The 26,496-nt window shown below is 46.2% G+C and carries 26 protein-coding genes; 7 read left to right on the top strand and 19 right to left on the bottom strand.

All coding sequences use genetic code 11. The features are described from left to right. The first annotated feature begins 26 nt into the window (after positions 1–26). Entirely contained in the window at positions 27–2,729 is a 2,703-nt protein-coding gene (gene metH / locus HHL16_RS05075) for a methionine synthase (RefSeq protein WP_169424048.1), read from the top strand. 102 nt (positions 2,730–2,831) lie between these two features. On the opposite strand, the gene HHL16_RS05070 is transcribed toward metH, so the two are convergent. Further along, positions 2,832–4,001: an ATP-binding protein gene (locus tag HHL16_RS05070; RefSeq protein WP_169424047.1), complete on the bottom strand. Its 1,170-nt coding sequence runs from the start codon at positions 3,999–4,001 to the stop codon at positions 2,832–2,834. A 144-nt stretch (positions 4,002–4,145) separates the two neighbouring features. After that, positions 4,146–5,045, bottom strand: a complete 900-nt coding sequence (locus tag HHL16_RS05065; protein WP_169424046.1) for a DMT family transporter — start codon at positions 5,043–5,045, stop codon at positions 4,146–4,148. Positions 5,046–5,139: 94 nt separating this feature from the next. Between HHL16_RS05065 and HHL16_RS05060 the strand changes: the two genes are divergently transcribed. After that, complete coding sequence (locus HHL16_RS05060) at positions 5,140–6,558, top strand: PLP-dependent aminotransferase family protein (protein ID WP_206022254.1); 1,419 nt, start codon at positions 5,140–5,142, stop codon at positions 6,556–6,558. 11 nt (positions 6,559–6,569) lie between these two features. Here HHL16_RS05060 and HHL16_RS05055 read toward each other — a convergent pair whose 3' ends face one another. The 3 genes from HHL16_RS05055 to HHL16_RS05045 form a co-directional block, all read right to left on the bottom strand. Further along, a complete protein-coding gene (locus HHL16_RS05055; protein WP_169424045.1) occupies positions 6,570–6,980 on the bottom strand; it encodes a hypothetical protein in 411 nt (136 codons plus the stop codon). Between the two features lie 28 nt (positions 6,981–7,008). Next, a complete protein-coding gene (locus HHL16_RS05050; RefSeq protein ID WP_169424044.1) occupies positions 7,009–10,203 on the bottom strand; it encodes an AsmA-like C-terminal region-containing protein in 3,195 nt (1,064 codons plus the stop codon). A gap of 198 nt (positions 10,204–10,401) precedes the next feature. Further along, the gene (locus tag HHL16_RS05045) at positions 10,402–11,154 is read right to left on the bottom strand and encodes a TIGR00730 family Rossman fold protein (protein ID WP_169424043.1); all 753 of its coding nucleotides are present in this window, start codon (positions 11,152–11,154) and stop codon (positions 10,402–10,404) included. 14 nt (positions 11,155–11,168) lie between these two features. Here HHL16_RS05045 and HHL16_RS05040 point away from each other — a divergent pair, with 14 nt between their 5' ends. The 4 genes from HHL16_RS05040 to HHL16_RS05025 all read left to right on the top strand — a co-directional run bounded on the left by HHL16_RS05040 (position 11,169) and on the right by HHL16_RS05025 (position 13,049). Beyond that, positions 11,169–11,960, top strand: coding sequence for an exodeoxyribonuclease III (locus tag HHL16_RS05040; protein ID WP_240965789.1), 792 nt, complete (start codon positions 11,169–11,171; stop codon positions 11,958–11,960). A 10-nt stretch (positions 11,961–11,970) separates the two neighbouring features. Beyond that, positions 11,971–12,276: a DUF4286 family protein gene (locus HHL16_RS05035; RefSeq protein WP_169424042.1), complete on the top strand. Its 306-nt coding sequence runs from the start codon at positions 11,971–11,973 to the stop codon at positions 12,274–12,276. 203 nt (positions 12,277–12,479) lie between these two features. Continuing rightward, entirely contained in the window at positions 12,480–12,836 is a 357-nt protein-coding gene (locus tag HHL16_RS05030) for an HU family DNA-binding protein (RefSeq protein WP_277349340.1), read from the top strand. A gap of 102 nt (positions 12,837–12,938) precedes the next feature. Next, the gene (locus tag HHL16_RS05025; protein ID WP_169424041.1) at positions 12,939–13,049 is read left to right on the top strand and encodes a 30S ribosomal protein THX; all 111 of its coding nucleotides are present in this window, start codon (positions 12,939–12,941) and stop codon (positions 13,047–13,049) included. Between the two features lie 116 nt (positions 13,050–13,165). Here HHL16_RS05025 and pdxH read toward each other — a convergent pair whose 3' ends face one another. From pdxH to rplM, 8 genes are all read right to left on the bottom strand, one after another. Further along, complete coding sequence (pdxH, locus tag HHL16_RS05020; protein ID WP_169424040.1) at positions 13,166–13,810, bottom strand: pyridoxamine 5'-phosphate oxidase; 645 nt, start codon at positions 13,808–13,810, stop codon at positions 13,166–13,168. Between the two features lie 98 nt (positions 13,811–13,908). Beyond that, complete coding sequence (locus tag HHL16_RS05015; RefSeq protein ID WP_169424039.1) at positions 13,909–14,499, bottom strand: Yip1 family protein; 591 nt, start codon at positions 14,497–14,499, stop codon at positions 13,909–13,911. A 111-nt stretch (positions 14,500–14,610) separates the two neighbouring features. Then, on the bottom strand, positions 14,611–15,594 hold the full coding sequence (locus tag HHL16_RS05010; RefSeq protein ID WP_206022252.1) for a hypothetical protein: 984 nt from the start codon (positions 15,592–15,594) through the stop codon (positions 14,611–14,613). A gap of 199 nt (positions 15,595–15,793) precedes the next feature. Next, complete coding sequence (gene pyrH, locus HHL16_RS05005) at positions 15,794–16,507, bottom strand: UMP kinase (RefSeq protein WP_169424037.1); 714 nt, start codon at positions 16,505–16,507, stop codon at positions 15,794–15,796. A 182-nt stretch (positions 16,508–16,689) separates the two neighbouring features. Continuing rightward, the gene (gene tsf, locus HHL16_RS05000; protein WP_169424036.1) at positions 16,690–17,529 is read right to left on the bottom strand and encodes a translation elongation factor Ts; all 840 of its coding nucleotides are present in this window, start codon (positions 17,527–17,529) and stop codon (positions 16,690–16,692) included. A 29-nt stretch (positions 17,530–17,558) separates the two neighbouring features. Then, positions 17,559–18,467: a 30S ribosomal protein S2 gene (rpsB, locus tag HHL16_RS04995; protein WP_169424035.1), complete on the bottom strand. Its 909-nt coding sequence runs from the start codon at positions 18,465–18,467 to the stop codon at positions 17,559–17,561. 74 nt (positions 18,468–18,541) lie between these two features. Next, positions 18,542–18,931 (bottom strand): 30S ribosomal protein S9, encoded by a 390-nt coding sequence (rpsI, locus tag HHL16_RS04990; RefSeq protein WP_169424034.1) that lies wholly within the window; start codon positions 18,929–18,931, stop codon positions 18,542–18,544. A 64-nt stretch (positions 18,932–18,995) separates the two neighbouring features. Further along, positions 18,996–19,439, bottom strand: coding sequence for a 50S ribosomal protein L13 (gene rplM / locus HHL16_RS04985; RefSeq protein ID WP_169424033.1), 444 nt, complete (start codon positions 19,437–19,439; stop codon positions 18,996–18,998). A 538-nt stretch (positions 19,440–19,977) separates the two neighbouring features. Between rplM and HHL16_RS04980 the strand changes: the two genes are divergently transcribed. Further along, the gene (locus HHL16_RS04980) at positions 19,978–20,580 is read left to right on the top strand and encodes a hydrolase (protein ID WP_169424032.1); all 603 of its coding nucleotides are present in this window, start codon (positions 19,978–19,980) and stop codon (positions 20,578–20,580) included. 79 nt (positions 20,581–20,659) lie between these two features. Here HHL16_RS04980 and HHL16_RS04975 read toward each other — a convergent pair whose 3' ends face one another. From HHL16_RS04975 to HHL16_RS04950, 6 genes are all read right to left on the bottom strand, one after another. After that, on the bottom strand, positions 20,660–21,388 hold the full coding sequence (locus HHL16_RS04975; protein WP_169424031.1) for an NUDIX domain-containing protein: 729 nt from the start codon (positions 21,386–21,388) through the stop codon (positions 20,660–20,662). Between the two features lie 190 nt (positions 21,389–21,578). Beyond that, positions 21,579–21,788, bottom strand: a complete 210-nt coding sequence (locus tag HHL16_RS04970; RefSeq protein ID WP_169424030.1) for a hypothetical protein — start codon at positions 21,786–21,788, stop codon at positions 21,579–21,581. Between the two features lie 189 nt (positions 21,789–21,977). Next, complete coding sequence (locus HHL16_RS04965) at positions 21,978–23,774, bottom strand: SusE domain-containing protein (RefSeq protein WP_169424029.1); 1,797 nt, start codon at positions 23,772–23,774, stop codon at positions 21,978–21,980. Between the two features lie 26 nt (positions 23,775–23,800). Beyond that, positions 23,801–24,580 carry a hypothetical protein gene (locus HHL16_RS04960; protein WP_169424028.1) on the bottom strand — a complete coding sequence of 260 codons (780 nt, stop codon included), beginning with the start codon at positions 24,578–24,580 and terminating at the stop codon, positions 23,801–23,803. A gap of 10 nt (positions 24,581–24,590) precedes the next feature. Continuing rightward, a complete protein-coding gene (locus tag HHL16_RS04955; RefSeq protein ID WP_169424027.1) occupies positions 24,591–25,082 on the bottom strand; it encodes a DUF5004 domain-containing protein in 492 nt (163 codons plus the stop codon). Positions 25,083–25,105: 23 nt separating this feature from the next. Continuing rightward, the gene (locus HHL16_RS04950) at positions 25,106–26,488 is read right to left on the bottom strand and encodes a RagB/SusD family nutrient uptake outer membrane protein (protein WP_169424026.1); all 1,383 of its coding nucleotides are present in this window, start codon (positions 26,486–26,488) and stop codon (positions 25,106–25,108) included. Between the last annotated feature and the right edge of the window lie 8 nt (positions 26,489–26,496).

Here is a 26,496-nt window from a genome sequence, read left to right as displayed (position 1 = left end):
GACAAGCAGCTCCACAAAACGATGAAATGAGCGACACAGTTAGAATAAAACCATACCTCCGACTTTCAGGATTAGAACCACTGGTGATACGTCCTGAAACCAACTTCGTGAACGTAGGTGAAAGAACCAACGTAACAGGTTCAAAGAAATTCGCGCGACTCATACGCGAGAACAAGTATGAAGAAGCCCTCAGCGTTGCACGCCAGCAGGTGGAAAGCGGCGCACAGGTGCTCGACATCAACATGGACGATGCCCTTCTCGACGGCGTGAAAGCCATGACCACCTTCCTCAATCTGTTGCAGAGCGAACCCGACATCGCCAAGATCCCTATCATGATCGACAGCTCCAAGTTCGAGATCATCGAAGCAGGATTGAAATGCGTACAGGGCAAGTGCATCGTAAACTCCATCTCTATGAAAGAAGGAGTGGAGAAGTTCATCCGTGAAGCACATATCTGCCGCATGTTCGGAGCAGCCGTTGTAGTGATGGCTTTCGACGAACAAGGGCAGGCCGACACATACGAGCGCAGAGTGAATATCTGCACACAGGCCTACAAGATCCTCACGGAACAAGTAGGCTTCGATCCGCAGGATATCATTTTCGATCCAAACATCTTCGCTATTGCCACCGGCATCGAAGAGCACAATAACTATGCGATCGATTTCATCGAAGCAACCCGCACCATCAAGGAGCGCATGCCACTGGCCAAGATCAGTGGTGGTGTGAGCAATATCTCTTTCTCTTTCCGCGGCAATGAGCCTGTACGTGAAGCCATGCACAGCGTGTTTCTTCTCTACGCTATCCGCGCAGGGATGGACATGGGCATCGTAAATGCAGGCCAGCTGGTGGTATACGACGAAATAGAACCACAGCTCCGTGAGCTCTGTGAAGATGTGATCTGGAACAAACGTCCGGACGCAACTGACCGTCTCATCGCTTTTGCAGAAACGGTAAAAGCGAAAGACAAATCAGAAGTAAAGAACGAAGAATGGCGCAACAGCTCCGTTGAAGAACGCCTGAAACATGCACTGGTAAACGGTATCACAGATTATATCGATGGCGATACCGAAGAAGCCCGTCAAAAATATGCCCGACCACTCGAAGTGATCGAAGGCCCGCTGATGGCCGGTATGAACGTTGTTGGTGATCTCTTCGGAAGCGGAAAGATGTTTCTTCCGCAGGTTGTGAAAAGCGCGCGTGTAATGAAAAAAAGCGTAGCCATTCTCACTCCATACATCGAAGAAGAAAAGAGAAACAACCCCAATGCACAACAAGGCGGCGCAGCAAAAATTCTGCTCGCTACTGTTAAAGGGGATGTACACGATATTGGCAAGAACATCGTAGGTGTTGTACTCGGCTGTAATGGATACGACATCATCGACCTCGGTGTAATGGTGCCTGCCGACAAGATCCTCGAAACAGCTGCAAAAGAAAATGTAGATATCATTGGCCTCAGTGGACTCATCACTCCATCACTGGATGAGATGGTGCACGTAGCCCGTGAAATGAAACGCCGCAACATGCAGCAACCGCTGCTCATCGGAGGCGCCACTACCTCACGCATGCACACAGCAGTGCGCATTGCGCCTGAGTACGATCAGGGTGTAGTGCACGTGCTCGATGCATCGCGCAGCGTAACAGTTGCCGGTTCATTGCTCAGCAACGAACAGAAATCTCCTTACCTCGATAAGATCAAAACCGAGTACGTAAAACTGAAAGAAGATTTCGCCAGCAAAAAATCGGTGAAGCAATACCTCACGTTCGAACTGGCACAGAAAAACCCTGTGAAGATCGACTGGCCTAACTTTCAGCCAATTGCTCCAACCTTTACCGGCACAAAGCAATTCCTCAATTACGATCTCGCAGAGATTGCACAATACATCGACTGGAGCCCGTTCTTCATCGCATGGGAACTGCACGGCAAATTCCCGAACATCTTAACCGACGAAAAAGTTGGTAGCGAAGCATCACGACTCTATGAAGATGCAAAAGTGCTGCTGAAAAAGATCATCGACGAGAAATGGCTTACAGCACAGGGCGTGATCGGGTTCTGGCCTGCAGAAGCAACTGCACCAGACACCGTGAAACTGAATACTAAAGCCGGAGTGGTGTCGCTCGAATTCCTGCGTCAGCAGATCAAGAAGGCGGCAGATCAACCGAATACTTCACTCGCAGATTTCATCAAGCCTGCTACTGTATCCGGCAAACCGTTCGCAGACTATATGGGTGCATTCACGGTGACCATCAAGGGCATCGAGCCGCATATCGAGCAATACATTCAAACGCACGACGATTACAATAAGATCATGCTGCAGGTACTGGCCGACCGTTTGGTGGAAGCCTTTGCAGAATGCCTGCATGAACGCGTTCGTAAAGAATTCTGGGGCTACGCAACAGATGAGCATCTCAGCAATGAAGAACTGATCTCAGAACAATACATGGGTATTCGTCCGGCACCAGGTTATCCCGCTTGTCCTGATCATACGGAGAAATACAAACTATTCGAAATGCTCGGCGGCGAAGCAGCAACAGGCATTACATTAACGGAGTCGTTGGCGATGTATCCTGCCTCATCTGTTAGCGGCTGGTATTTTGCACATCCGCAAAGCCAATACTTCGGAATCGGAAAAATTCAGAAAGATCAGGTAGAAGATTATGCAAAGAGAAAAGGAATGAGTGTTGAAGAAGTGGAGAAATGGCTGAGACCTGTACTTGAGTACGAGTTGTAAAATCGAAGGAGCTTATAACACATAAAGAAACCCTTGCAGAAATGAGATCACTGTTTCATTTTGCAAGGGTTTTTCAAATATGTTATCTACAAAATAATTCGCTTACATTTTTCGCAACTCTTCCATCATATCTGTAAGAGATAAGACTTGGGTATTTTCAATCCCCGGATATCTATCATTTCCGGAATAAACAACAAATCGGTGGGTTGCACCAATATCTTCACAACCAAGATAAAAACCTTTTGAAAGAACCGGCGCATCCGACTTCTTTATTTCAATCGCATATTTTTTCTCTGGACCTTTTTCTATTACAAGATCAATCTCCGCACCGGCAGCAGTTCGATAAAACCATGCAGTAGCGCCTTCGGGAAGTACTCCCATCAGATTTTCAATAACAAAGCCCTCCCAGCTTGCACCTACCACAGGGTGCCCTAAGAGGTCGTTTAATTTTACAATGTTCAGTAAGGCATGTGCAATGCCACTATCCCGAATATATACTTTAGGAGATTTTACCAGCCGCTTACCGATGTTACCAGACCAGGGGCGCAACGTTCTGATCAACAACAGATCCTCCAGCAATTCAATATACTTTTTAGCAGTAGGAGCGGTAATTCCAAGATTCGCTCCAAGCTTAGAGGTGTTTAATTGTGTGCCTTGCGCATGCGCAAGCATTGTCCATAATAAACGCAAGCTTGTTGATGGAATTCGGCTACCAAACTGTGGTACATCTCTTTCGAGATAAGTACTGATAAAATTTGTTCTCCATCTCAAACTAGCTTCATCAGATCTGGCAAGAAAACTATCTGGAAAGCCACCTCTGAGCCATAAGTTGTTCTGCTCCTTTATTCCAACTTCAGTCACTAACAAACCAGATAACTCTTTGTATGCAATTCTTCCAGCAAGGGATTCGGAAGATTGTTGGAGTAAATCAAGTGAAGCCGATCCTAATATCAGAAATTGTGCTGTTCTGAATCCTTCTTTTCTTCGACGATCAATTGCTCCGCGTAGAACAGCAAAAACTTCAGGCATTCTCTGCACTTCATCCAATATTATCAGTTTGCCTATATTCAGATTAAAAAATGATTCTGGATTTTTGAGCTTTACTATCTCAGAAGGAGTTTCCAGGTCGAGGTAGACAGTTTCTGTATTCAAGGTTTCAGCAATAGTCTCAGCTAATGTTGTTTTGCCAACCTGGCGGGGGCCAAGCAGGCCAACAGCAGGAAATTCCTCTAATAATTGAAATACTTCTTTCTCAGCCTCACGCACAATCATCCTTGTAATTTTAAATTATGATTTACGATTTACAAGGTAAAAATAAGCAATTATCCTTGTAATTTTAAATTATGATTTACAATTTACAAGGTAAAAAACGCTTTAATTCGAATATTTATTTGATTATCAGGTATTTAGTTTTCTCTACTTCCGGGCTGAATATTTCTTCGATCCAAACACACAAAGGATTACCCCAATAGTTACTGCGAGCATTCCGATTCCTACATGCTCATGCAGCAGGGTTGCCGCCAAAGCCAGTCCGAATAAGGGTTGCAGCAACTGCAATTGTCCTACTGAAGCAATGCCGCCCTGTGCCAATCCGCGATACCAGAAGATGAACCCTATAAACATGCTGAACACAGAAACATAAGCCAAAGCTCCCCAAGCAGAAGCACCAACAGACGAAAGTGAATCCGGTAGGAAAACGAAAGTAAGTGGAAGCATCACAGGCAGCGACAATACCAGCGCCCACGAGATCACCTGCCATCCTCCCATTATTTTTGAAAGCTTAGCTCCTTCGGCATAACCGAGTCCGCAAACGATCACCGCCAGCAGCATCAGAATATCACCGATGGGAGAAGCGGATATTCCCTGTGCTACAGCAAATCCTATCACCAATAAACTTCCCAACACAGCAAACACCCAGAAGGCGGTAGGTGGACGCTCACCGCCACGTAAAACGCCGAAGAGCGCAGTGGACAGTGGCAGCATTCCCACAAAAACAATCGAGTGAGCTGATGTGATATATTTTAAAGCAAGCGCGCTCAGTAAAGGAAATCCTACCACTACGCCAATAGCGACTATTGTTAAAGGCCACAACTGTTGTTTTGAGGGTCGCTTTTCTTTGAAGTACAACAAAGCTGCTAATGCCATCAGACCTGCGATGCCCGCTCTCGATACCGTTACGAATAATGGGGGAAGATCCATCACTGCAATTCTTGTTGCAGGAAGTGAACCACTGAAGATCACTACTCCAAGCAGGCCATTGATCCACGCATTGGTGGAATTATCCGGTGGTGCCAAACTAACTGATGCATTACTCATGATTGTACTCCTGTTTATTCAACAAATTTAATCAGTCTCTACGGAAGGACACAGTCCCAGTTTTTGATTTTTCGATAGACACAGTTATATTTGAATGGTGAAACATGATTTTCTCTACAATACTATTTCTGATAAGATTGCCCGGCAGATCAGAACAGGCGTACTGAAGTCCGGAGAACGACTTCCTTCCGTTCGAATGCTTTGTCAGGAGCACGGAATTGGCATCAACACTGCAAAGCGGGTATTCGTTGAGCTGGAGTCGCAGTCGCTGATCTACTCCAAACCGCAATCAGGATATTTTGTAAGTCAGCCTAATTACCTGCGGCTTCCGATGGCCGGCGCCAGCAAGCCATCTATAGTGCCCAATCACAAAGAGCCGGCTGAACTGATCAGTAGGGTGTATTCGAATATGGGTCGTGCAGATATCACACCATTTTTCATTGGCGTTCCTGCGGGCGGATTGCTTCCGCTCGCCAAACTCAAAAAAGAGATTGTGCTCGCAACACGCGAACTGAAAGAAGGCGGAAGTGAATACGAATTGCTTCATGGAAATCTCAAGCTACGACGAATGGTAGCCGTTCGTTCATTATCATGGGGAGGGGAATTGAAACACGATGATCTCGTCACCACCAGCGGAGGAATGAATGCATTGGCCTTCTGCCTGATGGCCATCACCAAACCGGGCGATACCATTGCAGTTGAAAGTCCCTGCTATCCGGGTATTCTGCAACTCGCGGTGAGTATGCGTTTGAAAGTAATCGAAGTTGCTACGCATCCTGCAACAGGCATCGATCTCGATGCGTTGAAGCGGGTAATTCCGAAGATCAAAGCCTGTCTGCTGGTTCCGAATTTCAATACGCCGCTAGGCAGCTGCATGCCTGATGAAAACAAAAAGGAAGTAGTAGCATTGATGGCGAAACACAATATTCCCATCATCGAAGATGATGTATACGGAGATCTGTATTTCGGTACAAAACGACCGCTTTGCTGCAAATCTTTCGACAAGGAAGGAAATGTACTTTGGTGCAGCTCTGTTTCCAAAACACTCGCGCCCGGTTATCGCGTGGGGTTTGTAGCGCCGGGAAAATATCAGGAAGAAATCCTGAAACTCAAACTGGTTCACTCGATCTCTTCCACATCTGTGATCCACGAAACAGTAGGAAATTTTCTCAAGACAGGCAGGTATGAAAACCATCTGCGCCATCTGCGAAAAACCTTGCAGGAGAATTATGTAAACTACGTAAATGCCATCGCAGAATATTTTCCGGAAGACACTAAAACCAGCAGGCCGCAGGGCGGTCTTGCATTGTGGGTTGAACTCAACAGGAATATCGACACAACTGAGCTGTTTGAAGTTGCGATGAAGAAGAAGATCTGTATTGCGCCGGGAAGGATGTTCACTTTGCAGAACCAGTTTCAGAACTGCATGAGATTATGCATTGGCCTGCAATGGTCGGATGATTTGAAATTCAAACTGAAGCAGCTGGGAGATATCGTGAAGATGCTTTCTTAGCCGTTGAATAATCAATCTGTTTTAGAAACTGTTTCCTTAAGAAGAATGTTGTTATGATTCCATTCAGTTTCGAAACCATGCATTCTGATGTAATAGTTCAGGCGAATCTTGTAATCGTACCAGCCAGAGCCATCATAATGTTCAACATCATTCATTTTATTGAGAATCTGTAGGGCTTCTTCTGCATCGGCTCTGGAAAGAATTTCATTTCGTTGGAGCACCAGATTAATCTCAGTTGCAGCCACAAATTCCGGCACAAACAAAGAGTCTTTCTGATTACCAAAATATCTGGTCACTGACTCCAATCCTTCCATCACTTCTGTTTGATCAGGCTTTTTCTTTGGAATAGGAGGTGCGAGTACATGACCGGGAGTTTTTTCGCCGAAAAAGCCAACCAGAACAGCTTTCCAGATTTTTTTCATAAGAGGGGTTTACAAAAGAGAGCGGATCCTAGGACCCGCTCTTTTTCTTTATCGCATTTATTGAATCTTGTTGTTTCTTCTCCAGTTCTTTCTGCTCTGCCTGGCGCTGTTCTTCCAACGCTTCTTCATCCTTCTCTTCTTCCAGCTGATCTCCTTCTCTGTTCCTTCTGAGCTTTACACTCGGATTATCTCTCGACCCCGTAACAGTGAACGGAATACCGATGATGCCGAACGGAGGCAATCCCAATCTTCCATGCAGATTATATTTTCCATCGAAACTCACCTGCCCTTCAAACCTTGGCCTGAAGCCGGATACACGCAGTTTCACGCGCTCGATGGTCATGATATTGTTCGCGATCTTCGTTTTGATATTCACTTTGGAAAGATCCGGATCTTTCATGCTCTCTTTCCCTGTCTCTTTGCTCACAGCATTGAACAATTTGAATCCGCGCATTTTTACACGTTGCACACTCAGTACCCCTTCGCCTTTCAGTGATGGCAATACCGGCATCATATCGCTGTTGAGTCTTCCGCTGATTGCATAATCGAGAGAGATAAGCCCTTCTGCTTTTGCAGCTGCCGGCGCCATCTGACGGAAGAAGTCGATGCGCTTATACGCTTTCTTCACATCGAGCGTATCTGCTTTGATATGATATTCGAATGCTGCTTTGTAAGGCGATGTGCTCTTGTAGCTTGCTTCCATAGTGATGGGCGCATCAACCAGCGTGAAGCCTGTCTCCTGCAAAGAGAGCGCTCCGTTTGCGATGGTGAGCCCACCTTTGAAGTCGTAGAGTTCTATGCCCTGGTACACTACTTTCCCGGCATTGGCAGTAAAGTTGAGATCGAGGTTATCAGGAATCACTACCACACCAGATGATTTGCCTGCTGCTGCAGTAGCATCGGGCTGGCCATTGAAAACCATCCATTCATCCACCATAAATTTCGGTGTGCTGAGTTCGAACTTTCCTTTCAACGCTTCTTTCGGTTTGAACGCGTAGTTGAAAACGTTGAAGAGGTAGCCGTTCAGTGTAAGATTATTGCTTCCGTATTTCGCTTTGAAAGTATCGAACCACATTTTATCCTGATCAAAACGGAAGAGACCATTATTGATGAAGAATGGCTTCGGCAACATTTCGCTGGTGAGCGCAATGTCGCGCACTTTCATAGTGCCTTTGTTGAAAAGCTTCTCGTATCGGCCGGCAGTAGCGTCGCTTTGACGGCCGCGGAGGGAGAGATCGGTTTGAATGAAACCATTTACATTGTATCCCTTGATAGCGAATACGCGATAGAGCTTTCCGATATCGAGCGTACCCTTCGATACGATATTGTACCGGAGATCATTGAACTGTTGCAGCGAAGCCTGCATGGTGAATCCCTGATTGTCGAGTTCGAATGAAACCGGTTTCAGATCCACTTTCAGATCGTTCATTTTTCCGGTGGTATTGGTAACTACTGCATCGATATTGATCTTTTGCAGTGGCGAAGCATAATATTTTGTCTGTACCGATCCGTTGCTGAGTTTGAACAATGCAGTGGTTACAGGGAATAATCTTTTTGCTGCGTTGTACTTTCCTTTGGTGTTGATGTCGATATCGAGATCACCCGCGAGATCCATGCTGTCGAGCGGATAGAATTGTTTGATGTCGGAGAGATGGAAGACGGTCTTCAGCTGTCCTTCCAATGGAAAATCCGGTGCGTTGGTTACATTGAAATGTCCGGTGATGAAGTTGGATAACACTTTCGCGCTGATATCCTGCACATTCAGTTGCGTGTGTTCATACACGCCGTCTTTACAGTTTGCGTTGAGTTTGAAACTGATCTGATCAACACCCTGCGGCAGTGATGCGAATTTGATAAAGCCTCCGGTTAGCGACGATTCGAGATTGAAGACCGGAATGCTGGTGATCACCGTGTCTTTGCGAAGGCTGCCTGGTCTTTGTCCTTTTGTGTATTTGCCGTCTGCCGTGAAATTGAGCGTATATCGGCCTTTGAATTCCATTCCTTTCAAACCGAATGCTGCTGCGAGATTGGCGAGATCGATATTGGCTTCGAGCTTGCTTTTGATGTAAGGAACATTCAGTCCTTTCAACAACACAATGGAGTTGAAATAGTCTTTGTCGATATTGAAAAAGAAAGAGTCGATGCTAAGGCTAAGGCTATCTGTATTGAGGCCGGGCAGCTTTGCATCGAGATTGAGACGGAGGTTTGTTGCAGGCAGCGCCGCTTTGTCGTGCGCTACATAACCATCGCGCACCTTCATGTTGAAACTCATGCTGGGCATGGTGTTGGTGGCAGCGTTGTACTGGCCTTTGAGTGCGGCATCGATTTCCGTGTATCCTTTTATGTCGGTTTTATCGAAGTATTTGAGCAGGTTTGCGGGAAGTGCAGTGATCACATCATGCAGATCGGTTTCAGTGGCTTTCAGTTTGAAATCCATATTGTAGCCGTCTTTCATGATCTCGAAGAGGCCCTGCAACTGAACAGGGAGGCGATTGATCATGAGTTCGTTCTTCTCAAATATGAGTGCGAGCGAATTGGTATTGATCTTGGTAATGAGGTTTGCTTTCAGCTGTTTGTCGGTGATATAGGTTTCTCCGTCGTAGACGAACTGGAAGCTGTTGGCCTGCAGTTCAGAGTGGAGATCGAAGATCGCTTTGCTAAGATCGCCGGAGCCGGTGTAATGAAGGCCTTTGGCGTTGATGGTCATGGGCAGGGAGCGATCGTTGTAGGTGAGCTCCGTTTCGTCGAGATGGATGTTTTCCAGTTTCAGATTGGCGCCTGTGGAATCCGCATCGGGTGCGGCTTTCTGCGTGGTGTCTGCCTTGTATACATTGTAATTGGCTTCTCCTTTTTCAGAAACCTGAATATCTATCTTTCCTTTATCGAGGAAGATCTGATTGATATTGATCTTGCTGGCAAATACCGAGCGGAGGTCTATACCGAGTGCCACTTCATTGGCAGCAACCAGATTGGCATTATTGAATGGAGCAGATCCTTTGAGGGTAAAATCGTGCAACGTAAGCGTGAGCGAAGGGAAGTGATTGAAAAAACTCAATCTCGCTTTGCTGAAATTCACTTCAGTGGCCAATGCCTGATTAGACCAGGTTTTGATCTTTTTGGCAACGAACTCCGGAAAAAAATAAGGCAACAGGAAAGTGATCAGCAAGAGGCCCAGCAACGTACATCCTGCAATCATCAAACGCTTCATCAACCACTTACGCATAATGGTGAGTTAGGGTTAAAATTTTAGTAAAAAGGCAGCAAAAGTAGGTGAAACTTGCGGGTACGTGCGAAGGTCGTACCGAAGTTAACACAAAATTGCATCAATTGATTTAACAAGGATGTAGGAAAATAACGGCAGTTGCAGTCTTTCGCAGATGATCACATTAAGTGCCCGAACGTTGCGGATGGTGAAAACTTATTATGCGCTTTCAAACAACCACCACTTGCGTTTTCTCGGCTTTACCTGAAAGTTAGTTTGGATATAGGTGCTGATGTGATGCATGGCTTCGTCCATATCGTCGGTCATCAGTACAAGGTTAAGGTCTTCTTTGGCGATAGTTCCCTGATCGGCCATGAACTCAAGATACTCCCAGAGTTCCTGGTGATAGGCTTTTCCGTAGAGCACTATCGGAAATTGGGTGATGGTCTTTGTCTGCACCAGTGTCAGTGTTTCAAAGAATTCATCCATGGTACCAAATCCGCCGGGCATGATGATGAATGCATAAGAGTATTTCACCATCGCTACTTTACGAACAAAGAAATGCTCGAACATGAGCGATTTATCGAGGTATGGATTGGCATGCTGTTCAAATGGCAGCTGAATATTGCATCCTACAGATTCGTATCCATGCTCGAAAGCCCCGCGGTTAGCGGCTTCCATGATGCCGGGCCCACCGCCCGTCATGGTAGTGAAACCAAGTTCTCCGATACGCTGACCGAATTCGCGGGCGGCATTGTAATATTTATGATCTTCTTTAAACCTTGCAGATCCGAAAACAGTAATGCATGGTCCAACAAAGTGGAGTGTACGGAACGACGACAAAAACTGTTTTGCCACACGCCAGATGAAGGCCAGCTCTGAGCCGCGGCTCTTGGGGCCATCGAGATAAACGTGTTGTTTCGGCGGGATAATCGGATCTGTGCGTCGCTTTTTTACTGATGCTGCTTCCATACCAAAGGTGTAAATTGCCTGCCAAATTAAAGAATATTCTCATGCGCATCGTCAGCTATAATGTGAACGGCCTCAGGGCCGCCATGAATAAGGGCCTGATGGATTGGTTGAAAACCGATCCGGCCGATGTGATCTGCCTGCAGGAAACCAAGGCCCACCGCGATAATGTAGACTACAAACAGTTCAATGATCTGGGGTTTCACGATTACTGGTTCAGCGCTCAGAAAAAAGGATACAGTGGTGTAGCAATCTTCTCCAAACAGAAAGCAGACAATATCGTTTACGGAACCGGCCATCAGGTAAGTGACGATGAAGGCCGTGTGCTGCAGATGGATATCGGCGATATCCGCATCATCAATGCCTACTTTCCTTCCGGCACTTCAGGCGATGAAAGGCAGACCTACAAATACACCTGGCTCGATGAGATGTACGATTATGTAGCAGAGCTCCGCAACAGCAAACCCAATCTGGTACTGTGCGGCGACTACAATATTGCACATACCGAAATCGATATTCACGATCCGAAAGGCAATAAGAAATCGTCCGGATTTCTGCCCGAAGAACGCGAATGGATGACTAAATTCCTCGCCTCCGGCTGGGTGGATACTTTCCGTTCACTCAATCCCGATCCGCATATGTATACCTGGTGGAGCCAGCGTTTCCCCAGTGTAAGGCTGCAAAACAAAGGATGGCGCATCGATTATATCAGTGTAACAGAACCGCTGGCGCCGAGAGTGAAATCGGCGGCTATTTATCCTGATGTAAAACAAAGCGACCATTGCCCTATTTATCTCGAACTGGCATAAATCAACTGGTATGATCATATATAATGTAACACTCAAGGTTAGCTGGGCTATTCACGACGAGTGGGTGAAGTGGATGAAAGAAATACATATGCCCGAAGTAATGGCAACCGGATGTTTTACCGGCAAACAACTGGTAAAGTTGCTGGATACCGAAGAGGAAGAAGGGCCAACATATGCGGCACAATATTATGCCAGCAGTTATGCAGACTACGAGCGATATATCGAGCAGTTTTCGCAACCGTTGCGGGATGATGGATTCAGCAGATGGGGCAATAATTTCATTGCATTTCGAAGCGTAATGCAGATTGTGAACTGAGTGTGGATAAGATTATTTTCTTCTGCAATGAGCTAAAAAATATTGTATATTCCTTTCAAACCCTTTACAGGCGAGGATTTCAGCCGCTTGCCGTGAAACACAGACTGGTAGCAGCTTTCAGCGAATCACATACTGCAATGCGTATCCGTCGGCAGCATAGTACTTTTCCTATAATCCTTGCCCCAAGCGGCTTGTAGCTATTTTTGCTAATTGTTAATTTTAGTGCAGAAAAATTTTGTTGGAAACAAAAAGCGGCTAAATTTGTTCCTGCATATTTAAAACATTACACTATGAACAAAGCTGAATTAATTGCAAAGCTTGCTGATGACGCTGGCGTAACAAAAACACAGGCTAACGCAACTCTGGACTCTTTCATTGAAGCAGTTACCAAAACACTGAAAGGTGGTGGTAAAGTTACCCTCGTAGGTTTCGGTACTTTCTCTGTTTCTAAAAGAGCTGCCCGTAATGGTCGCAACCCACAAACTGGTGCTGTGATCAAGATCAAGGCAAAGAAAGTTGCCCGTTTCAAAGCAGGTAAAGAATTGCAAGCTAAATTATAATGCTGCATCAACTGCATGGAAAGTTCCGATACTCTTAGTATCGGAGCTTTTTTTTTGTACTTTTGTCGCCCGACATTTATTCATTTACAAATTCTTTTCAACATGGGTAGAGGTGATAAAAAAACCAAGAAAGGAAAGATCTTCAAAGGATCTTTCGGCAAAAGCAGACCTGCAAGAATCAAGAAAGTTGTTTCCAAAGGCGACAGCAAATAATGCTGCAATAGAAGGTTGAAAAGTTAAGAGCCGGATCAGTCATCCAGCGATTGACTTTTCAACTTATTCTGATCTTCATCTTTACGGCATCAGCCGCATGATCTTCTCCGTATTTTCTAGGGCGCGAGGCGCTCGATCAGCCATTCTCCCTTTTCTCCCAAAGTATACTGTATCCTGTCGTGCAGGCGGCTTGAGCGGCCCTGCCAGAATTCAACGATCACAGGCTTAACAATGTATCCTCCCCAATGTGCGGGCCGTGTAATATCCTTCCCTTCAAACTCCTTTCTTAACTGTTCTTCTTTGTTTTCGAGCCATTCTCTGTTGGGGATCACCTGACTTTGAGGAGAGGTCCATGCACCCAGCCTGCTGCCTTCGGGGCGGCTGCTGAAATATTCGTCGCTTTCTGAGACAGTGGCTTTCTCAACGAGGCCGGTAATGCGTACCTGCCTTTCCAGTTCTTTCCAGAAGAATACCAGGCATGCTTTGGGGTTCTCTGCGAGCTGTTTTCCCTTGAAGCTTTCGTAGTTGGTGAAGAACTTGAAGCCGCGTTCATCAAAGCCTTTGAGCAGCACAATGCGCGCCGCAGGGATGCCATCCGCAGAGGCGGTAGCCAGGGTCATGGCATTCACTTCTTCGATCTGCGCTATTACAGCTTCGTCCCACCACTTGCTGAATTGCAGGATGGGTGTGGATTGTACATCACTTTCGGATAAGGAACGCTGGCGGTAATCGATGCGTATATCGGCAATATTGTTGTTCATTGGAATAGTTTGTACTGCAAAACTCCTTCAATTAATACAAATAAAAAAGCACCGTTCTCATGAACGGTGCTGATATAAATCGTTTGACAGAAGTTCAATTAGTGAGGGATCATGCTCATGCTTGCTGCAAAGATCGATGCGAGCAGGATGCCGCCGATCAGCGCAGTGATTACCCATGTAATTACCCAGTAAACCAGAATTGAAATGATCACATACACTATGCGTTGATCTTCGGGAGTTTTCTTAACCGGACCAACACCGAGATACATCAGGTAAATGGCGTATGCAACACCCGCCAGTGCAATGATCCAACCGAGAACAGGGATGAAGCTGAGGATACCCGCTACCCAGATTGCAGTACCGGAATACGCTACCAGTTGAGCTGAAGCGCCGAGATTTTTCTCAGATTTGAAAGTAGGAGCAAAAGCATCTACCACATAAGTTGAGATCACAAATCCAAGGAGGGCAGCAATCAGACTAATTACGGCCATTGCTATCAGATACCCAACGCCAAACATTCCATGGGAAAGAAGAAATCCACCCAGCACAGCTGCAGCTGCGGGAAGTATTGCCAATGGAAGTACATAACCGGTAAGGAGAGATCCCATTGTTGCAGTTTCTCCTGCTACAACATTCCATTCAGTTTTAGGAGTCAGCAGGATGTTCTTGGCGCGTTGAATTAAGCTCATAGTGATAATTGTTTTATTAAATGTACTGATATCCTCATATGAAAACAAGACCGCAGTTTCAGATGTGGAAAAGCTTTAATTAAGTTTATTAATAATGGGACACAATACCGATCAGGCCTCAGGTTTACGGCCTCCCGTGGTGCGGCTCAACAGGTTATCGATCTCGGTCAGACGCTTTAACTGCATTTCGAGCTTTTTATTGTGGCCACTGAGCTGTTGAAGATCGAAGTTCAGCTCTTCGAGGTAAGAAATCTTCTTGAGAAGGGTCTGCCGGTTGAAGCTGGCTTCGCGGAGTTTGTCTTCCGTATCGGCCAGCAGCCGCGTGAGGCGCTGGTTCTCTTCGAGTATGGTTATCTGCTTCATGCGAAGCTCATCGTATTCTTTGGAAAGGCGGAGATAGTTCTGTTGCAATTCGTCCATTTCATAACTGCGGTGGGGATGCGAAAGCAGGGTCTCCATTTTTTGCAGGCGGATCTGCAGGGCCTGAAATTCTTCCTGCGTCTGATGCAGGCGTTCTTTCATTTCAACGGCCAGGTACTGCTCTTGTTTGAGTTGCCTGATGAGCGTTTCCTGTTCGAGATTGATCTTTTTCCATTCCCGCAACTGCACTGTAAGCTGATCGTTGATGCTCTGTGTTTCAGCATGGCGGCGCTCTTTATCGCGCAGGTGATCGAGTTCTTCCTGCAGCCGGATGAGCCGCTGGTGCTGATCGGGCAGCAGATAATCGGGCAATGAACTGGTAACGGGTTTTATGGAAGTTGCGGATTCCCTGGTTTCTTTGATCAGTTTTTTCAACTCTTCCACTTCTATATTGAGCAGCTCCTCGTTCTCGCGGGCCGCTTCGAGTTCTTTCTGCAACTGATCCACTGTTTTTTTCTGCGACTCTTCGTTCTCCAGAAATTTGAGTTTCCATTCGCCGGGGTCGATGCTGCTTTCTGCGAGTACGGAGTGATCGGAAGATTTGGGCGTAACCGTTTTTTTGCTGACAATGAAGAAATGAATGAAGAATCCCAGCACCATGGCGCCCAGCTGGAATATGAGAATTTCCCATACCCCTACAGAGATGTTACTGAGGATGACAATCATTTCATTCATAAAAATGGTTCAGAGAGCCTTCACGGAAAGGCGCTGTCGCTTGGTTTTCTTCGGAGCAGACTTCCGTCTTTCAATGGACTTGATTCGGATGGGGAAGAATGAAAAAACCACCCTAGATGGTGGTTTTTCCTGGCCTAAATTAGTGCGCTCCTGTCAGATATGCAAATAGCTGACTTTAATATTTTTATCACCATGATAATCAACCTCTTACCAGGGTTCCCACTTTCTCTCCGCAGATAACTTTGCGCAGGTTTCCGGTGGTGTTCATGTCGAATACGATGATGGGAAGATTATTCTCCATGCAGAGTGTAAAGGCGGTCATGTCCATCACCTTGAGGTTTTTGGAAATGCACTCCTGGAATGTGATGGTCTCATATTTTTTTGCAGCAGGATCTTTTTCGGGATCTGCTGTATAGATCCCATCCACTCTGGTTCCTTTGAGAATAACGTCTGCCTGAATTTCGATAGCTCTCAGCGAACCTGCGGTATCTGTTGTGAAGTAAGGATTACCGGTACCGGCTCCAAAGATCACCACTCTTCCTTTTTCTACGTGACGGATGGCTCTGCGGCGGATATACGGTTCTGCGATCTGTTCCATTTTGATGGCGCTTTGCAGACGGGTGTATACGCCGATCTTTTCCAGCATTGCCTGCATGGCCATACCATTTATAACGGTTGCCAGCATGCCCATGTAATCTCCGTGAGCTCTTTCAATACCGGTTTCGGCTTCGTTCATGCCGCGGTAGATGTTTCCGCCTCCGATCACAATAGCTACCTGTACGCCGAGTTCTACTATCTCCTTGATGTCTCTCGCATATTGCTCGATAATCACCGGGTCCATTCCAAAATTCTTATCTCCCATTAATGATTCGCCCGATAGCTTCACGAGAACGCGTTTGTACTTTGGCAGCATGTAATAAATTGTAGATTTCTGATTAAATTTTCTTTCTGGCACCTGCCGGCAAAGTGAGTGTTCCGGCATCCATATTCGTGCAAAGAAAAGATTTTTTTTTAAACTGTCTGATCAATATGTTCTTTCAGGGGCATTAAAAAAGGGGATCTGTGCGATCCCCTTTTCATATTTTGGAACTTGGCTTATCCGAGAGCTACGCGTTTGAATTCGGTAACTTTCAGGTCTGCGTTCACGCTCTTCAGGAAGTCAGCAACAGATTTGCTGCTGTCTTTTACGAAAGCCTGATTTAACAGGGTGCTTTCTTTGAAGAATGCGTTCAGTTTACCTTCAGCGATCTTAGTGATCATTTCTTCCGGTTTGCCTTCCATTTTAGGGTCGGCTTTGATCTGATCTACGATGATAGCTCTTTCGCGCTCAACGGTAGCAGCAGAAACAGAAGAAGAATCAACTGCAACAGGGTTCATAGCAGCAATCTGCATTGCTACGTCTTTACCTGCTTCAGCAGCAGCCTGGTTCATACCAACCAGCACACCCATACGGTTTGCACCGTGAATGTAAGAAGATACGAATTCAGCATCTACACGCTCAAACTTGGTGATACCGATCTTTTCGCCGATAGAAGCCAGTTTGTCGTTGATCAGTTCGGCAATTTTAGTACCGTTTACTGTTACGTTGTTCAGTTCTTCTGCGCTTTTAACGTTGTTAGCGATAGCAGCATCAGCGATAGACTGTACAAATGCAACGAAGTCGGCATTCTTGCTCACGAAGTCAGTTTCGCAGCTCACGCAAACAGCGATACCGGTTTTGTTGTCGGCAGTTGTCTGAGCGATTACTACACCTTCTTTCGCTTCGCGGTCTCCACGGAGGGCAGCAACTTTTGCACCCTTCTTACGCAGCCAGTCGATAGCAGCTTCAAAGTCACCGTTAGTTTCGGTGAGGGCTTTGCGGCAATCCATCATACCAGCTCCGGTCATCTGACGGAGTTTATTGATATCAGCAGCTGTAATAGCAACAGTTGACATATAGTAGATTTGAAAAGTTGATTAATAAATTATCTTCCACCACCTGGGCGACGGTTTGCACCACCACCACCGGGTCCGCCAACACGACGTTTTTGTCCGCCACCTGCGTTACCGCCACCGGTACCGCCTGGTCTGCGACCTGCACCACCACGGCCAGCTTCAGCTTCTGCTTCAGCCTGGATGCGTGCTGCTTTCTTTTCTTTTTCGTCGTCTGCTACTTCTTCAACATCTTCATCTTTCGCTGCCTGACGCTCAGCCAGACCTTCTGCGATTGCAGCAGTGATGTACTGAGTGATGATAGCGATTGATTTAGTTGCGTCGTCGTTGGAAGGGATAGCGAAATCAACTTTGTTAGGATCACAGTTGGTATCAACCATTCCGAATGTAGTGATGCCAAGGCGTTTAGCTTCGGCGAGTGCGATATGCTCATGACCGATGTCGATGATGAACAGTGCAGTTGGTACACGGCCCAGTTGAGCGATACCACCCAGTACTTTATCCATTTTATCGCGGTCGCGGCCTAAAGTGAGTTTCTCTTTTTTAGTGAGGCTCTCAGCACTGCCGTCGCCCAGCATTTTGTCGATGCTCTGCATCTTCTTCACGCTCTTGCGAACAGTGTTGAAGTTGGTGAGCATACCACCGAGCCAACGCTCAGTTACATATGGCATGTTCACGCGACGAGCGCATTCTGTAACGATTTCTTTCGCCTGCTTTTTAGTACCAACGAACATGATCTTCTTTCCGCTGCGTGCAATCTGTTTCAGTGCAGCTGCTGCTTCTGTCAGGTGCTCAGTGGTTTTGTTCAGGTCGATGATATGGATACCTTTCTTCTCAGCGAAGATATAAGGCAGCATCTTGGGATTCCACTTCTTACGCAAGTGACCGAAGTGTACACCTGCATCAAGTAATTGCTGCTGTAATGAAGTGTTATTTTCCATTTTTTATTTGACTTTCTGGCTATCAGCCTGTGGCCTTTAACCAATTGATTTGAAAAATGTTGTTTAGGCCACTGTTAACGTTTGCTGAACTGGTAGCTGCGACGTGCTTTCTTATGACCGAATTTCTTACGCTCAACAGAACGGGGATCGCGTTTCAGAACACCAGCTGCTTTCAGAGCAGGACGGAATTCAGCGTTCAGTTCCAGCAGCGCACGGCCGATACCGAGCTTTGCAGCTTCAGCCTGACCTTTCATACCACCACCGGCAGCATTGATCTTCACATCATATTTATCGGTAGCCTGAACAGCTTTCAAAGGAAGCTCAACCTGATTTTGCAGGTAAGCGAGTGCGAAATATTCTTTATAGTCTCTGTCGTTCACTGTGATCTTACCAGTTCCTTTCGACAGGAATACTCTGGTCACAGCTTCTTTACGACGTCCTAATGCATTTTTTTGCTTTTCCATGAATTCAATTTGACGATTTGAAAAGATGAAATTTGAAATGATTTCAAATTATCCAATCCGTTACTTAAAATTTCAATTCTTTGGGTTGTTGTGCTCCATGCTGATGCTCAGCGCCGGCATACACAAATAATTTCTTGATCATTTTGCGACCAAGGCGGTTCTTAGGAAGCATGCCTCTTACAGCGCGCTCTACAACCTGCTCAGGACGGCGTTTCAGCAGTTCTCTTGCAGTTTCTGCTTTCTGGCCACCAGGATAACCGGAGAAAGTCAGGTATTCCTTGTCGTCGATTTTGTTTCCAGTGAATTTTACCTTGTCTGCATTGATTACGATCACATAATCACCGGTATCAACATGTGGCGTATAATATACCTTGTTCTTCCCACGAAGAACAGAGGCAATTTTAGCACACACGCGTCCCACGGTTTGATTGGTACCGTCAACAACAAACCAGTTGCGTTGTACGGTAGCCGCATTCGCATGTTTTGTAGTGAAATGAAGTTTGCTCATTTTTTAAAATGTTTTGAGTGAAAACTGTCCTGTCTCTTTCCTCCACCAACCTGGGGAAAATGGAAACAGGGTCGCAAAGGTACCGATTTCACCTTCGAACAAACAAGAAATGGAGGGTTTATTTCGAAGGGCACTTTTACAAGTGACTGATTTTCAATAAAATTTTTGACAAGTTTTTTGAAGACTGCGAAAATACAGGGATTTGGAGGATGAAAATCAGCCGGGATTGGGTTTCGGAAGGCAGTTTCACCGGTATTCAATGCCCAGGTAAAGGGGTTTATTTTTCCAGCCGCAGGGGATTGTACCTCCGGGTCGGGAAATGTGCCGGGCAGAGTTGTATCTCCGGGCGACATGGGTAAGGAGGATGGGGCATCTGAATATCATCTTTCTGTTGCGCAACACATTTCAAGGCCCCGTCAGTACAATCCCCTGCGGCCTGGTCGCTGAATGCACAAGAGTGAACGCAGGATAAACTTTTATTCTCCCCCCGCGTTATGAGCCTGTTCTCATCTTCATTCAAATTCCTTAATTTTCTTTCATGGCTAATCTACAATTGAACAGATCAGTTTTCGGAGATCCGGCCAATGCCGGCAACTTATTGTCTGACGAAGACGCCCTTCAACTATTGCAGGAATGGGTTCCCAACGATCGCCTGCAACTGCACATGAAACAAGTAGCTGCCGTAATGAAAGCCTGGGCCATCCAACGCACAGGTGCAGACGAACCAACAGCCCGCAAATGGTACCAGGCCGGACTGCTGCACGATGCGGACTGGGAGAAATACCCCAACGATCACTGCCGTGTAATCATCGAAGAACTTGAGCGGAGAAACATCGATCCCGAAGTGATCCATTGCATCGCTTCACATGGACCAAAGTACTTCGGAGTAGAACCGGAAAATACGATGGATAAGATGATCTACGTGTTCGATGAACTTTCAGGCTTCATCCACGCCAGTGCCCTGATCCGCCCCGCGCGGTACGATGGCATGGATGTGAAAAGCGTGATGAAGAAACTCAAAACCGCTTCCTTTGCCGCACAGGTAAGCAGAGATGATATCACCGATGCATTATCGAGAATAGATACACCTCTCGAAGAAATCATTCAGTTTGTGATCGACAATCAGAAAGACGTTCAATAATTTCAATTGCTTCACTAAACGCAAATGCTGGAGAAGCAGTCTGTGACTGCTTCTCCAGCATTTATATATCAAAATAAAACTATTCCTGTTCTACTGCGCTTTCCTTTCCGCTACGCTTCTTCGCAGATGATTTGGTAGGATCGAAACGATAGAGCTTACCCGGACGATGCGGTACATCCTGCTCCAGCTCATTCACATCTTCGAGCCATCCCATGAGGAAGAACTTCTTGCGGAAATTCCTGCGGTCCATCTTCACACCGTGAATAGCTTCATAGAGCGATTGCAGCTCACGAAGCGAAAACTTCTCCGGCAGCAGGTTGAACACAATCGGGTGTTCGTCGATGCGGCTCTGCAATTGCTTCAGGCAGGTATCTAAGATCTGCTGGTGGTCGAAAGCCAGTGTGGTGATCTCCTGCACGGGATGCCAGTGCAGTTCGTTATGCGCCAGCTTCAGCTGGTGATCTTTGATATTGATGAGAGAATAATAAGCAGTGGTAATTACGCGTCCGGCAGGGTGACGCTTCACATCTCCGAAAGTATACACCTGTTCGAGATAAACGTCGTCGAGCCCGGTACGGTCTTTCAATACGCGGTAGGAGGCATTGTCGAGATTCTCGTCGGGGCGCACCAGATCACCCAGTAACGACCACTGATCTTTGAACTCTTCGAGATCAGATTTGATCAACAGCACTTTCAACTCGTTATTGTCGAATCCAAAGATCACACAGTCTACGGAAATAGCTATCTGAAAATATTCCCTGTTCTCGGATCTTAATTGCTGAATCGTTTTCTGCAAAGCGGTTCCCATTATTTCAGAATTATGATTGTTGTTTTACAATTTTCACATTGTCAAAATAAACATAATCACTCCGTCATAACCGGACGGAAGATCTTTTTTCACTTTATGATCAGCTGTAAAAAACACATCCTTTCGGAAGCATTCCCCATTTTTACCTGTATTGCCGGGAAGTGTACGATGTGTGCCGCTGGCCGCAAATTCACGGCAGCACCTGACGGCAGCTGAAACTGATCATAGCCACACTGCTCACAGGATTAGGATACACAGCCAAACATAATGCGTGATTAATAGTAGAGATCTCCGGAACGGGGGTAGGATTAGAGGCAATATTCCGGTTGATGTACACCCGGTACTTGCCCGGCTGCAAGTTAACACTTTGTGCGCTTCCGGAAACAATTAATGCCTGCATTCCTGAATTTTCGTACCATCATCCGGTTGCAAAAATTGCAATTTGCCTTGATTGTGTAACGTCGAAACTGGCTCATCCTCTTATGACCATACACTTGAATACCGGCCTGTGATTCTTACTGTGTCTGAAGAAAACAGGAAGTGTACCCCCGTTACAGATACACCCCTGTTGCATAGAAAAAAATTTAGTTTATGGCACCAGCGTTACTTTGTATGTGCTGCTGATTTCGTCGATTTCAACAGTGTAAGTACCTCCGGTGGAAATGATGATATTCGATCCATCCGGTTTAACGCCTCCACCTGAAAGCAGGTTTCCGCTTGCATCCGGCGCAGTTCCGCCATAATTGTAATCCCAGGTATTCTTCACCAGAAGGAATTTGAATTCGCCGGGTATCAAGGTCACATTTGCTTTCCATTTTCCGTTGCTCTGATAGGTAAGCGCAGGAAGCAGATCACTTCCATTGCTCCATCCTCCCGGAGTTGCACTTCCGATGAGATACATGGCTGCATCGAAGGTTTTGTATTTCAGTTTGCGATAATCACTTGCATCCCACAGTACGCGCGTAAGTTTATTATCAGGCACAGACAAATTTCCGGCATCTCCTGCATTACTCAACACATCTTCCTGCTTCTTATCCTTACCCCAGTATCTAACCAGATTTGGCTCACTATCGTTCCAGTCGTTTGCCCCGCCACCATCATGAAATTTGAAAATTATGCCGGTGCCTGATGGAATTACCGACGAGAATTTATTGCGCGAAATGTAAGTACCCGGATTAGGACTGGCAGTATTCCATCCCTGAAATGAACCCACTGTTCCCGGCGCTTTCTTCTGCACATAGATCTTATTCACACGCAGATCGATAGTGATGCGGTACACGCCCGAATCTGCGATGGTAATATTGGAACCCTGCCCGATAGCAGTAGTGTATTCACCATTGCTTCCGCCTGTTACTCCATAGGCTGTGCCTGCATCTCCAGGCAATCCAAGGAACTTGAATGTGGCGTTCTTATTGAAGAGCATGTAAGAGTAGAAAACTTTGGTAACACGTGATGGATTGAGATCGGGAATGATGCGAACAGGATCATTGATATTGTTTCCGTTGATGCTTCCGTAAATGTAGAATTTCACTTCACGTACCAGGTTCAGTGCGTTGATATTGTCCGACTGCTGGTTCCAGTTGCCGGAAGTGGCTTGTACCGTCCATTTCAGCCTGTCGTCTTTGGTGAGGTCGGTTTCACCTGCTTTATTGAGCGAATCGTTCAGTCGCTTGTAAGTGAGCACGAGCCCAGAATCGTTTCCGTTGTTATCAGATTCGATGGTGAAAAGCGGTTTGGAGAAGTCGTTTGCTTCAAGCGCAAAGAGCACGCGGTATTTCACTGCGGGTCCACCTGTTTTCGGAACAGACTTCTGCCACCTGAAATTGAATTTTCCTGTAGCGGACAAGAAGTCGATTGCCTGCGGATCGATGATTGGTTCCGGGCCGTAAAGCATGAAGGGCGTAGCGCCATCCTGAAAACATTTCAGGGTAAGTATCGCCACATCCTCCGAAATCACTTGTGTTTCTCCGTTAGATGCCTGTACGCTCCATTTCAGTTCTATTGTGCCTTTTTCTGTAACTCCTTTGGAGGCCAGAAACTGATCGAGTTTTTCCTGCGTGATAGTGAGTTTGGTATCCTTGCCATCATTGTCTGCCGGCAGCTCGAATTTGAATTCGTTGATATTGCCATCTTTCGGTACAGCGATCCATTTGTAGGTAAGTGGTTTGTTTACGCCCGGTTTGGCAGAGCTCCAGCTGAATACCACATTTTGCGTTGGGATGGCGGAGTTCAGTGCAATGGTTGATAAAGAAACCGGAGACTTGATGCGGAATGATCCGTCGTCGATGCCTTCTCCTGTGGGAGTTTTATCGAAATCTGCTTTCTGACAGGCGGCCAGCAGCAAGCTGAACACCATCAAACGGCAGGCTATTGTGATTGATCTCATAACATTCAGTGTTGAGGTTTTCAGCTTTATTTCAAAGCATCAATTGTTTTTTCGGTGGTGGTTCCTGTTACGGTTACAGTGTTGCCGGTTACATCTTTTCCGATACCATCGAAACGATAGGAGAATTTGCCGGCTTTCTTTCCTGCAGGAATGGTCCATGTGATAGATGGAATGAAGGAATAAGAGAACGCGCCATTACCATCAGATTTCACATTCCATGTTTTTACATCACCGATCTGCACATTATCCTTATCGAATAGTTTCACAGTAACGGTTTGAGGCGTCATGCGTTGTTCGGCAGTGGTAGGTGCGAGTGCCTGATGGAAGTTGACAGTAACAACATCATCTTCGCCCACTTTATCAGGAAAAACGCGGAAAGGAGAAGGCACGAAAACAATCGGATCGAAGTTGAATTTTTTCGAATCCGGCGTCTGCGCTCCGCCATCTTTGGTTTTGATCAGCAGCTGCAGATGCACCAGTCTGCCTGGGTCCACGCCAAACATCACTGTACCCGTGAATTTATATTCCCAGATATTACCTCCCTTGTTGGTCATTTTAGCTTCGGCTTTGGAGTTCTTGAAATCGGAGCCGTTTGTAAGGCCGTCAATCTGTCCACCCGCAGCGTCTTTGTTTGCCCAGATCCAGATATAGGCTTCCGGTTTTCCGGCCATCGGAGTGCCGGTGGCATCAACGGTTACGATCACCTCATCTTCCGCTGTGAAAGCTTCCGGATTGAATGTAATGGTTTGTGCCTGCAGCCATGTGGCGCCAAGCATCGAAACCATCAGGATGAATATTTTTCTCATTGCAATTCGTTTAGATCTTTTTGAAATAGTAATCGTAGCGGATCAGGTTCTTTGCTCCCAGACTTTTTATGAGACTGAGCTGCAGTTTTCCCTGGGATAGTGTGTTGTAGGAACCGAACTGCATTTTTACCGTATCCGTGTTTTTGATGAGGTTGAAAGAAAGCGGACTATTCAAATCATCCACTTCCCATTTGCCATCCGTTAGTTTGATGATCTTTGGCGAAGCGCCTGCATTGGTGGTGAATGTGCCGGGCTTGCCATCGTTCAGCTTAAGGCTCAGCTTGAATTCGCTAAAAGGCGCTACAGACGTTACATCCAGCTCTTTGTACGGGAAGTTGTATTTAACGGCATTCACATCGCTTTGCACCACTCTTTCCAGTTGCCAGTTGCCTTCAGTTAATTGGATCTTGTTCAGCGGATCGCCGATATCGGGCAAGGTCTCAGGCTTGCAGCCTGCGAAGGTTATTATCAGTGCAATCAGTATCAGAAGATTCGTTCTCATATTTTGCAATTTTACATCGTGGGTTATAAGCAGCCGCCTTCGGCATTCATTACAAAATTGGCATTACCGGCTTTTTCGTTGTTGGGGAACTGAAGAATAAAGCCATTGCAATTGAATGGGGAACCGCGGCGATCGATGTTCTGATTGTTTCTTACACCGATGCGTTTGATCTCGTTGATGCGGTTGCCTTCTCCGATCATTTCTTCTTCTCTTTCTCTGCGGGCTGCACTGATGATGAGTGCTGCACTGGTGCCACTGAGCAGTTTATCGAGGCCGGCCCGCTGCAGAATATCGTTGATGTCTTTCAGACCCACCGTCAGTTTCTGTGCATCGTTCAGTTCTGCTGCTGCTTCTGCACGGATCAGCTTGATCTCCGTTACGTGAACGATGGGCAGATCGAATTGATCGTGGTTGTATTTGGTGAGCACGATCTTGTCGGCATATTTGGTATTGTTGAGCCAGGCTTTGCGTTTGTCGTTCGGGCGAAGGAACTGCGAGTAGGTTTGATTATTGAAGTAAAGAATCGGTAACCTTACATCTGAACGGAATCTGTCGCGCAGATCTTTACCTGGTTCAAAATTCCCGGTTCTGTTTTTGATGAGGAGAATGCCTTCTTTGCTTTGTCCCAAAGACCAGCGGGTATCGATGGTAGGGTCGAAGCTGAAAGTTGAACCAGCAGACTCTGCCTGTACCAGTACTTCATTCGCATAGTCGTACGCTTTTGCAAAATCATTCATTTGAAAATGCACTTTGGCCAGGAAAGCCAATGCTGCGTATTTTGAAGCGTATTCGCCATTGCTGGCAGGAAGCAGGCGTGCTGCATCTCCGAGATCGGAAAGAATTTGCGCATACACTTCTTTCACAGTTGATCTGTCGTTTGGTTTGATGTCGGGAACGAGACGAATAGGTATTCCCAGATGACTGTTATCAGTTGTATTGCCGTAAGGTTGAGCAAAGAAACGCACCACTTCGAACATGGCTACTGCTCTGAGAAATTTCGCTTCTCCTTCTACTCTGTCTTTTTTATCGGCTCCTACATTCACCAGATACTGCAACACTTTGTTTGCCTTGTAAACGATGAGATAGGCTTCTTTGTAGTAGTCTCCTTTGTAGTCTCCGAAGATGGATGTTTTACGGCGATAGATCTCTCCGAAATCTTCTGAGAGCAGCTGACCATCGAGGTTATCGGCCATCAGTTCGCTGATGATCTGAACGCGGCCACCATAGATTGTTCCGCCTGCCAGCGTGTTGTATGTTCCGTTTAGAACAGCCAATACATTCTCTTCTGTTTTAAGCGCTTCGCTTTCTTCCAGTTTGCCTTTGGGTGGACGTTCCAGAAATTTTGAACAGGCAGCCAGGCTGGTGGCAGCGATCAATATGAAGAGGTATATTCTGATATGTTTCATAACTGCAA

It is taken from the genome of Pseudoflavitalea sp. G-6-1-2 (assembly GCF_012927185.1).
Classification (GTDB): domain Bacteria; phylum Bacteroidota; class Bacteroidia; order Chitinophagales; family Chitinophagaceae; genus Pseudobacter.
The sequence above is the reverse complement of the archived record's forward strand: the minus strand, read 5'-3'. Positions and strand labels throughout refer to the sequence as shown.